This is a genomic window from uncultured Capnocytophaga sp. (assembly GCF_963525585.1).
In the GTDB taxonomy this organism is placed as follows: Bacteria; Bacteroidota; Bacteroidia; order Flavobacteriales; family Flavobacteriaceae; genus Capnocytophaga.
Map to the genome: position 1 here is coordinate 1 of NZ_CAURLX010000056.1, position 10,492 is coordinate 10,492.

5 protein-coding genes are annotated in these 10,492 nt (G+C 40.3%); 1 reads left to right on the forward strand and 4 read right to left on the reverse strand.

Annotation, left to right across the window (positions count from 1 at the left end; translation table 11 throughout):
- Positions 1–58: 58 nt before the first annotated feature.
- Both RYK20_RS10030 and RYK20_RS10035 read right to left on the reverse strand, forming a co-directional pair.
- Complete coding sequence (locus RYK20_RS10030; protein WP_314895317.1) at positions 59–955, reverse strand: hypothetical protein; 897 nt, start codon at positions 953–955, stop codon at positions 59–61.
- 217 nt (positions 956–1,172) lie between these two features.
- Entirely contained in the window at positions 1,173–3,644 is a 2,472-nt protein-coding gene (locus RYK20_RS10035; protein WP_314895318.1) for a M1 family aminopeptidase, read from the reverse strand.
- Positions 3,645–3,716: 72 nt separating this feature from the next.
- Here RYK20_RS10035 and RYK20_RS10040 point away from each other — a divergent pair, with 72 nt between their 5' ends.
- Entirely contained in the window at positions 3,717–4,598 is an 882-nt protein-coding gene (locus RYK20_RS10040; RefSeq protein ID WP_314895319.1) for a phospholipase A, read from the forward strand.
- Between the two features lie 86 nt (positions 4,599–4,684).
- Here RYK20_RS10040 and RYK20_RS10045 read toward each other — a convergent pair whose 3' ends face one another.
- The gene (locus tag RYK20_RS10045) at positions 4,685–5,572 is read right to left on the reverse strand and encodes a hypothetical protein (protein ID WP_314895320.1); all 888 of its coding nucleotides are present in this window, start codon (positions 5,570–5,572) and stop codon (positions 4,685–4,687) included.
- Between the two features lie 181 nt (positions 5,573–5,753).
- Positions 5,754–10,492, reverse strand: a 4,739-nt coding sequence (locus tag RYK20_RS10050; protein ID WP_314895321.1) for a gliding motility-associated C-terminal domain-containing protein, incomplete at its 5' end; no start/stop codon positions are given.

The window sequence follows — 10,492 nt, forward strand, 5'->3', positions numbered from 1 at the left end:
CATATAGGGGCTGTAACCAAGCAAAAGAGTAATAGGAAGTGTTTCATTGTGTTTTACTTTATTTATCTCCCTCCATTTTTCTTTCTTCTAAGGTTTCTCGGAGGAATGGCAGCTCACTATCTGTATCATACATAAGAAACCAACTAAGATCTTTTAAACCAAGGTATTCCTCTGGTATCTTGAGCAAAAGCTCTCCATCCTTTCGTGAGGGATAAGGTCCATCCTTTTGGGTTCGTATAAAATATTTTCCATTGGAGATATAATCAGGATAGATATATTCCTGCGCTACCCACTGACCATCTATCCACTTATATTTGTACAAACCAACTACCCCTGAGAAGCCTGTTTGTACCCCTCGCACTACCTGCTCTTTTGGGAAAAAATCAGCATTCTCAAATTCATAACGCTCAGAAAAAGTCGCCGTCTTAGGATCAAACAAATAGATATAAGTAGGATTGTAATTAAGTGCTCCTGTACCAGACCACGTTATAGAAAGATCATTGATTCCATCTCCATTGACATCAAAAATAGAATCTTTTGCAAACTCCATCCAAGAGCTTATATAAGAGAATTTCTTCCTGAAAGTATGATTTTGCTCTATCTTATATACTTCTATCAACCTATCTTCCCAAGTGCTATTGACAACTACATAGGGTTGTTGGTCAAAGAACTTACCTACCTTGATTATCGTTTCAGAAATAGGTAATGTATCACTATAGCTATAAGAATAGGTCAAATCCTCCCCTTTGTAGAGTGTATCCACTCGCTGCAAGGCTTCTCTCATCATCTCTACAAGCTGTGGATCTACCCATATATCTTTCTCTTCTACATCTCCAGCAGAGGTGGTCTTTATACTATCTTGCAAGATAGTAATCCCCTGTTGCTCTTTCCCTGATTGCTCTCTACAAGCAAATAAACATAGACAGATCCCATATAAAAGAAATACTTTTTTCATTGTTATATTTGTTGACGGCTATTTTTCCCTTTTATTACTTGCTATTATATGCTTTATATCCTGATCCAATTGCTTAATGCTCTGAAAATGTTCTATTTCTCGTTGATGTTCTTTATAGCGTGTATACTCTTGGGTTGTCCTCATATGATAAGGTTTAACAATTACAAATTAGTGACCAGTGGCCAAAAACTGACCACTGGTCATTAACCTCTAAAAATTACTTTATCTTACTCTTAAGCTCTTCTAACATTTGGATTTGTTCTTTGACAGTAGCGGTATCTGTAAGTTTTTTCTTTTGAGCAATCCCTTCGTCTAACATTTTTGCTAAATCCTGCTTTACTTTTTCCTCATTTTCCTCTTGGGTATAATCCTTGAGAGCTTGTTTCACCTGTTGAACAAGGGAGGTATTATCCAAGCTCATTGCCCAGAGATAGGCTTTCTTGAAATCAGAGGCTCTTTGAGGCTCATCCTCTACAAGGAAAGAGTAATTGACTAAGTAAGGCATCATCGAAGGGAGGTATTTGTCCATTTTGTACTGGGTAATGACACTGACAAATCCTAAGAGCTGATCACCCTCAAGGTCAGCTGGGTTCGCCTTTTCTAAGAACTGCTTAGCACGGCTGGGATTGGTTCGTGCAATCCCATCAAGAGCGGCATTTTTAATAGCTGCTGAAGGAACAGTAAGTGCTTTTTCATACAGAGCAGTGTAGCGCTTATCTTCTTGGTTGTTCAAGACCCAGATAGCGGCAGCACGAGCGAGATTCTCAGGGTCAGAAGTAGCGATTTTCTCTACCAGAGCTAAGTCCTTTTTGGTGAGCTGATAACCTTCAAGGAGTTCCAGAGCAGCCTTGCGTATCTTGAAATAAGGGTCGCGTAGGGCGGCTAAGACCACCTCTTTGCCCTTGCCTGCTTCCAAATAGGAAATGGCTTCTAAGCGACTTTTCAACTCAGGGGCGTGCTGTATCTGGAAGAGGTATTCCTTAATTGTTTTAGGGTATTGTTCTTCCATCACTACCACTCCTTCAGGGTTGATATTCACCAAGGCAGGGGCTTTGCTCACTGCAAAGGTAAAGGCATTTTCCTGACGAGCATTCACCCATACTGTATGGCGGATAGGCTTGTTATCTTGGTAGATATCAATATCCAAAGGAAACTGAAAAAACAAGTCTTCACTCTGTAGCTGAGTGATTTTTACTGTAAGTAGTTTTTTGGAAGTATCATAGTGTTTTTCTACCTTTACAGTAGGATTTCCATAGCCAAAGTACCATTGGTTAAAGAACCAGCTAAGGTCTTTTCCACTTATCTTCTCAAAGGAAAGGCGTAGCTGATGGGCTTCTCCATTGCTGTATGCGTATGTTTTGAGATAGTCAGTAATAGCCTGAAAGAACGCCTCATCGCCAAGGTAGTGGCGAAGCATATGTAGGATAGCTCCTCCTTTGTTATAGGAGACCATATCGAACATATCATCAGTGGAAGTATAGTTAAAACGCACCAAGTCCTTCTTGAAATCATCAGGGCGCTGGTGGTACTGTTGGGTATTGTTGCGTAGGTGGTAGTCAGCGACATCTTTACCATATTTGTGAGCGAGCCAAAGGTATTCGCTATAGTTGGCAAAGGATTCATTAACGGTAAGGTTTGCCCAGCTTTCAGCAGTAACAAGGTCTCCGAACCAATGGTGTGCCAGTTCGTGGGCGATGATGTACTCCCAATAGTTCTGGTCATTAAGAGCTTCCTCACTTTGGTAGGCACTTTCCGAATGGCTTACGGCAGTGGTGTTCTCCATAGCTCCGGTAACAAAATCGCGTACAATAATCTGTGCGTATTTTGCCCAAGGATAGTCATAACCGAAACGCTCAGAGAAAAAAGTCATCATTTCAGAAGTATTCCCAAAGAGCTTCTTGGCAAGGGGTGCATAGTCCTTCTCTACATAGTATTCTACAGGTACTTTCCCTCGCCAAGGGGTGTCCTTCACTACGGCAAATTCACCTGCCCCCATAAAGAAGAGATAAGGAGCGTGGGGCTTATCCATCACCCAATAGTCAGTGCGTAGATTTCCGTTTTTCTGAGAGCTTTTCAAAAGTCCATTGGAAAGAGTAACAAAACTATCAGGAACTGTCATTTCAATCTCTTGAGTGGTCTTCTGATTGGGCTTATCAATGGTCGGGAACCAGCAGGAGGAACTTTCGGCTTCTCCTTGTGTCCATATTTGGCGGGGATAACCCTCTGGCTTACCTTCAGGATTGATAAAATAGAGCCCTTTTGTATCGGAAATAGACAGATTTCCGTTATTAGGCACTTTTTCGGGTTGGGCGGTATATTTTATATATACAGTATAGTTTTCATCTTTTTGATACTTCTTAGGAAGTTTGATATGTAGGAGATCGTCCCTATAGGTATAAGGGAGGTTTTGTAGCTTACCGTGTTGCTCAAGAGCTACTTGGTGGATAAGCATCGTTTTGGCATCAAGGATAAGACTATCCGAAGGATAGAAGAAAGGGGCTGCAGTGAGCCATTCTTCGCCATTTAGAGTTTGATTAGAAAAGTTAAAATCCACCTTAAGCTTGGTGTGTCTTAAAGCTGTTTTTTTCTCTGGAGTTGCACGATAGAAGTTTCTTCCTGAAGTATCTGTTTGTGCAAAAGCGTAGCCTGAAGCAAGAACGCTCATTAATAAGAGGGTTATTTTCTTCATCTGAAAAAGAATATTAAAAGCGCAAATATACATTTTTTTATTGTAACTTTGTGTCCATTTAACAAACCGCTTATGAAATATTTCTCTTACCTTACCTTCCTATGTTTCCCCTTTATAAGTATGGGGCAGACAGATACGCTTTCAGTAGTAGGAGAACCCCTACCTGAAATAAAACGAAGTGAGCCAGCCGACTTAGACAAAACCATCTCCAAAATATGGGAATTGGACAAAGAGGATCAGCGAGGTACTTTCCGATTCTTGGAATACCAGCCTATGTATGCCCTACCTTTTCGCTTTACTGACCGACCAACCGAACAGCCTATAAGCCTCAATCCTGAAAGACCTATTCCCGAGCGTCGCGATTATCAACATATGGAGATGAAGTTCCAAGTGAGCCTCAAAGCCAAGATTATGCAGGATGCTTTTGGAAAAGGTGATGTATGGGTAGCCTTTACCCAACAAGCGTATTGGCAGATGTACAATGGAGAGCTCTCTCGTCCCTTTCGTGAGATTAATTATGAGCCAGAACTGATTTTTACCTATCCTATGAACCTATCAGCAGGGAACTTTAAGCTCAAGATGTTGGGACTGTCCATCAACCACCAGTCCAATGGTAAGGAAGCTGCCCACTCCCGTAGCTGGAACCGCTTTATCCTTATGGTGGGAACCTCATGGGGAAATAGTATGATTTTTGCTCGGTTCTGGAAACGTTTTTCAGAAAAACCTATAGAGGATGATAATCCTGAGATAGAGAACTACATTGGTAGAAGTGAAGTACGAGTGGCGATTCCCTTCCGTAAGAATATCTTTTCTTTCACCGTTCGCAACAATCTGAATTTCAATCATAATAGAAGTCATATAGAACTTGGGTGGATATACCCCCTTAACCGAGACCTACGCTTAATATTACAAGCTTCTCACGGTTATGGTGATTCTCTGATTGACTATAATTAGCAGACTATCCTAGGAGTAGGATTCACCTTCCTTAACTTATAACAAAAAAAGCGGGACATTGCCCGCTTTTTACTTCTTTTTTTATATTAATAAGTATATTCTTGAGTGTAGTCTAAAGTCTCCGCTCCATTGTCATCCTGAGTATACCTTTTTTTCTCTTTTACATAGCCTTTTTCATTGTAAATATAGGCATTTCTATAAACATTTTGGCTACCATTAGGAGTATGTCGCACTTTTTCAGTAAGAACATTGTTTTTTGAAAAACTGATATCTAAAAAGTAATCAGGGTTTAGCTTTTGAATTAGCTTCTGAGCATTAGCATTAGGCTTATCATCATAAGTATATTCCTTAAGAACAACTCCTGATTTTTCTACTTTTATTAGGTTTTCATTCTCTATAGTATAAACCTTAGAACTCAATTCATTACCGGTTTTAACCCCTTGTGCATCTCTGATATAAGTGTTAGTATTCACTGTAATCTGGTTACCTGCATAATTGAATTCATCTTCTGTAACTCGTGTTTTAGGTCCTTCATTGCTACTTAAGGGCTCTTCAATTACCTTTTTCCTTAGCTGGCTTCCTTCATAAGTATAGGTAGTGATAGTACTTCTTGTATTTCCCTCATAAGTTTGAGTAGTTTTGGTAAGCTTTCCACCTTCATATTGATATTCTTCTGTATATTTTTCTCTTCCAGATACATGAGTCGTCTTTTGAGGAAGCTCTCCATTATAAGTTAGTGTCTGTTGGGTACGTCTAGTTCCTCCCGTTACTTCATATTCAATTGCTTCAAAGTAAAGAATCTTTCCTCCCTGAATGGTGTAATTAGTCTCGTGCTCTACTCTTCCAGAGGGTGATTTTGCAACTATTTTCTTAGGAAATGTACCTTCTGCAATGTAGGTATTGTTATCATCTCCTGATTTGCTACAGCTTACCAAAGCTGTAACTGCCAAAAGGCTTGCTAATAATTTCTTCATTATTATATGGTTTTGAAATATGGGGCAAAGATATTACTTTTTTCGTATTTATAAAAATATTTTTTTATAATTTTCATTTCAAAAGAAAAAACTTTGACTCACAAAATAAAAAGTAAAATATTCTACAAAAAGAAAAGACTATCCTTTTTGGGGATAGCCTCTTCTGTTAAAAAGTCAATATTTATTCTGTCTTAAGGTATAACCAACCTGTTTTCTCTTGGCGGTTGCCCTTCAAGTCAGTATATTCCAGTAAGTAGTAGTAGGTTCCCTGTGGAAGTTTCGTATCCTTACTTACCGTAGCGCGTCCGTTAGAAATTCCTACAAATGGTTCCCTATTGCCATATCGCTCCTTCTCATATACCAATACACCCCAGCGGTTGAAGATTCTCAGTACATTATCCGGATAATATTCTATGCCCTCTATCACAAAACCATCATTCTTACCATCTCCATTCACCGAAATACCATTATGGAATACCAACGGAATCTCATTCGATACTACTATCGTAACCACTGCTTCCTTATAGTTATTCCTATCTGAAACCTGACTGATACGATATTTCACTATATAACGTCCCGAAGGTGTTCCCGCTGGAATCGATATATCTCCATTCCCTGACAATTCTACTCCCGTAAGTCCGCCCTCATTTACTATAGTCAATTCTACCAAAGTAGGGTCGCTAATAGGCGCACCTGAAAGTTTATCCGTTCCTCCTACATTATTCGTAAGTACATTGCCTACTACTGTCTTATGGGACGATGGTACCGGAGTCGATGAAAAATCATCATCATTCGCTTCCAAACTATCGTGAAGCTTGATATAAGCTATTGCTCTCTCACATTCTGTAGGGGCATCCTTCTTACAAATCTCATAGGTATAGGTATAGTTTCCATTAGGGGTTCCTGATGCAATGGTAATGGTGCCATCTGCATTCATTGTCAGTCCTGGATGGCTCGCTGTACCTGGTGTCAAGTTCACATCATCTGTTGGAGATGGGTTACGCTTATCTCCTACTTGGTCGTTCTTCAGTACACTCTCCGTTGTAAGGGTTCTATTATTAGGATTGCCAAATTCAAACACATCATCTGCCGCAACAAAGTCTGATACAATAATCGTTGCCTTTGCACTCGCTGCATTGGATGAGTTCGTCTTATCCACAATTGTATAATAGTACTCATAAGTACCTGCGGTAAGTCTTGGCAAGCCTTGAGGCTGTGGCAATACTGAGATACGTCCGTCCTCATTCCTTTGGAAGTGGTCTGTAAGGCTAGGACGACCATTGGTTCGTTCTATATTCACCTGATTAGGGCTTACTGGGCTTCCGTTAAGAATATCATTATTCAAGATACTTGGTGTCAAGCCTCCTAAGGTACCTACCTTCCAAGGTCCATCATCGTGGGCTTCAATAGTTCTTCCATTTACAGTAATCTTCACCTTAGCCGTATCACAAGTAGTGGTTCCTCCTGCTACACAGATTTGGTAGGTAACTTCGTAAGTACCTGGAGTGGCTGTATTAGGCACTTTCAATTTGCCTGTAGTAGCATCTGCTGTAAGTCCTGTAAGACCACCGTTGTTTGGAATAGTGATATCCACATCTGTTGGCGATACTGGGTTACCATTCAAGCGGTCATTGCTTAGTACTTCTACTTCGCCTCCCTTAGCTACTGAGGTATCTGGATCATCATTCGCAACTATTGTTGGTATTACTGTAATCTTCACCTTAGCGGTATCACAAATATTGCTATGTGCCTTATCACAGATCTTATAGGTTACTTCGTAAGTACCTGGGGTAGCTGTATTAGGCACTTTTAATTTGCCTGTACTTGAATCTACAATAAGTCCTGTAAGACCACCATTGTTTGGAATAGTGATATCCACATCCGTTGGTGCTACTGGGTTACCATTCAAGCGGTCATTAGGAAGGATATCTACCGTTCCGCCCTTAGTTACTGAAGTATCTGGGTCGTCATTAGCATCAATAGTTGGAGTTGATGCTGTATCTCCAGTTACAGTAATCTTCACCTTAGCGGTATCACAAGGCTCTGTTGCTCCTCTTACACAGATTTGGTAAGTTACCTCATAAGTACCTGGTGTAGCATTATTTGGAACCTTAATCTTACCTGTACTTGAATTTATTGTTACTCCTGTAAGACCACCATCTACAGGGATTGTGATATCCACATTGGTAGGAGTGGCTGGATTACCATTTACCCTATCATTATGAAGTATATTCACTTCACCCCCTTTAGCCACTGAAGTATCTGGATCATCATTCGCATCAATAGTTGGGGTTGATGCTGTATCTCCAGTTACAGTAATCTTCACCTTAGCTGTATCACAAGGCTCTGTTGCGCCTCTTACACAGATTTGATAAGTTACCTCGTAAGTACCTGGGGTCGCATCATTTGGAACCTTAATCTTACCTGTAGATGGATCTACTGTAAGGTTGGTAAGACCTCCATTATTTGGAATAGTAATATCTACATTGGCAGGGATGGCTGGATTGCCATTTACCCTATCGTTATGGAGTATATTCACTTCTCCGCCCTTAGCCACTGAAGTATCAGGATCATCATTTGCCACTATCGTTGGCGTTGTACTTCCTGTTACTATAATCTTCACCTTAGCGGTATCACAAGTAGTAGTGCCTCCTGCCACACAGATTTGATAAGTAACTTCATAAGTACCTGGGGTGGCTGTATTAGGCACTTTGAGCTTGCCTGTAGTAGCATCTGCTCTAAGTCCTGTAAGACCACCATTGTTCGGTATAGTGATATCTACATCTGTTGGTGCTACTGGGTTACCATTCAAGCGGTCGTTGTTTAGCACTTCTACTTCGCCTCCCTTAGCTACTGAAGTATCTGGATCATCATTGGCTACGATGGTTGGTGTTGGTGCTGTATCTTCAGTTACAGTGATCTTCACCTTAGCTGTATCACAAGGGCTGATAGCTCCTCTTACACAGATTTGGTAGGTTACCTCGTAAGTACCTGGGGTTGCTGTATTTGGCACTTTGATCTTACCTGTGGTAGGATTTATAGTTACCCCTGTGAGTCCTCCTTCAATTGGGATTGTAATATCCACATTGGTAGGAGTAGCAGGATTACCATTTACCCTATCATTATGAAGTATATTCACTTCTCCACCTTTAGCTACTCTAGTTTCTGGATCGTCATTGGCATTGATAGTAGGTGTTGGAGTTGTATCTTCTGTTATAGTGATCTTCACCTTAGCGGTATCACAAGGTACTGTTGCTCCTCTTACACAAATTTGGTAAGTAATCTCATAAGTACCAGGTATGGCATCATTAGGTACTCTGAGCTTACCTGTGGTCAGGTTTGTTGTTACTCCTGTAAGACCACCATCAGCTAGGATTGTGATATCCACATTGGTAGGAGTGGCTGGATTTCCATTGACTCTATCGTTATAGAGTATATTTACTTCACTACCTCTGGTTACTCTAGTTTCAGGATCATCATTGGCTTCTATAGTATCAGTAACATCATTTATTACTATAATTTTTACCTTAGCCGTATCACAAGGTGATGCTATACCTCTTACACATATTTGATAAGTTACTTCATAAGTACCTGGTAATGCGTTATTGGGAACCTTAATCTTACCTGTAGCAGGATCAGCTGTAACTCCTGTAAGATTACCATCGCCTACGATAGTTATATCTACATTAGCTGGAGTTGCAGGATCACCATTTACACGATCGTTAGTAAGTACTTCTACTACGCCTCCTTTAATAACTGAAGTATCGGGATCATCATTGGCATTGATTGTTGGTGTAGCATCTGGTGTTACAGTAATTTTCACTTTAGCCGTATCACAAGGAGCCATAGCGCCTCTTACACAGATTTGGTAAGTTACCTCATAAGTTCCTGGAGTTGCATTATTTGGCACCTTAATCTTACCTGTAGCTGAATTTATAGTTACTCCTGTAAGCCTTCCTTCATCTGGAATAGTAATATCGACATTGGTAGGAGTAGCAGGAATACCATTCACCCTATCATTATGAAGTATATTCACTTCCCCACCCTTAGCTACTGAGGTATCAGGATCATCATTCGCCTCAATAGTAATAGGTGGTTCTATTACTTTAATCTCTGCAATAGTACTCTTCACAGTACCACACTCACTTGTTACCTCTACCCAATAGAAGAGACTCCCTACAGTATCGGTAGGAGGAATATAGGTAGTGCTATTTTCTCCTACCTCAGTACCTCTTGTATAGTTATTATCTGTATTTTTATACCATTTATAAATAAGAGTTCCTTCGCCTGTTGCTGTTATAGTAAGAGCAGTCGCTGTTACGTCTTTTATATAAGTCGCCCCTACTGGATTTGTAGTAATCACAGTAGCTGCTTTCTGAGCTTTGATTTCAAAACTATCTGAAGCCACCGATTCACAATCCGTATTCTTAGCTGTAATAGTATAAGTACCTACTGAAAGTCCTGTAATTTCATGACTTGTTGTGTCTACTGTAAGTTCCTCTGTTCCATTCCAATAGGTTTGTCCTGCTACATAGTTGCTAATGACCACCTTGGTAGGTGCTGTACAGCTTTCAGTCGTCAATGTAAGAGTTGGCTTAGCTGGAACTGGTTTCTGGGCTTTGATTTCGAAACTATCTGAAGACACCGATTCACAATCCGTATTCTTAGCTGTAATAGTATAAGTACCTACTGCAAGACCTGTAATTTCATGACTTGTCGTATCTACTGTAAGTTGCTCTGTTCCATTCCAATAGGTTTGTCCTGTTACATAGTTGCTAATAACCACTTTAGTAGGTGACTCACAAGTTTCTGCTGTAAGAGTAAGCTTTGGCTTAGCTGGAACTGATTTCTGGGCTTTGATTTCAAAACTATCTGAAGACACCGATTCACAATCCGTATTCTTAGCTGTAATAGTATAAG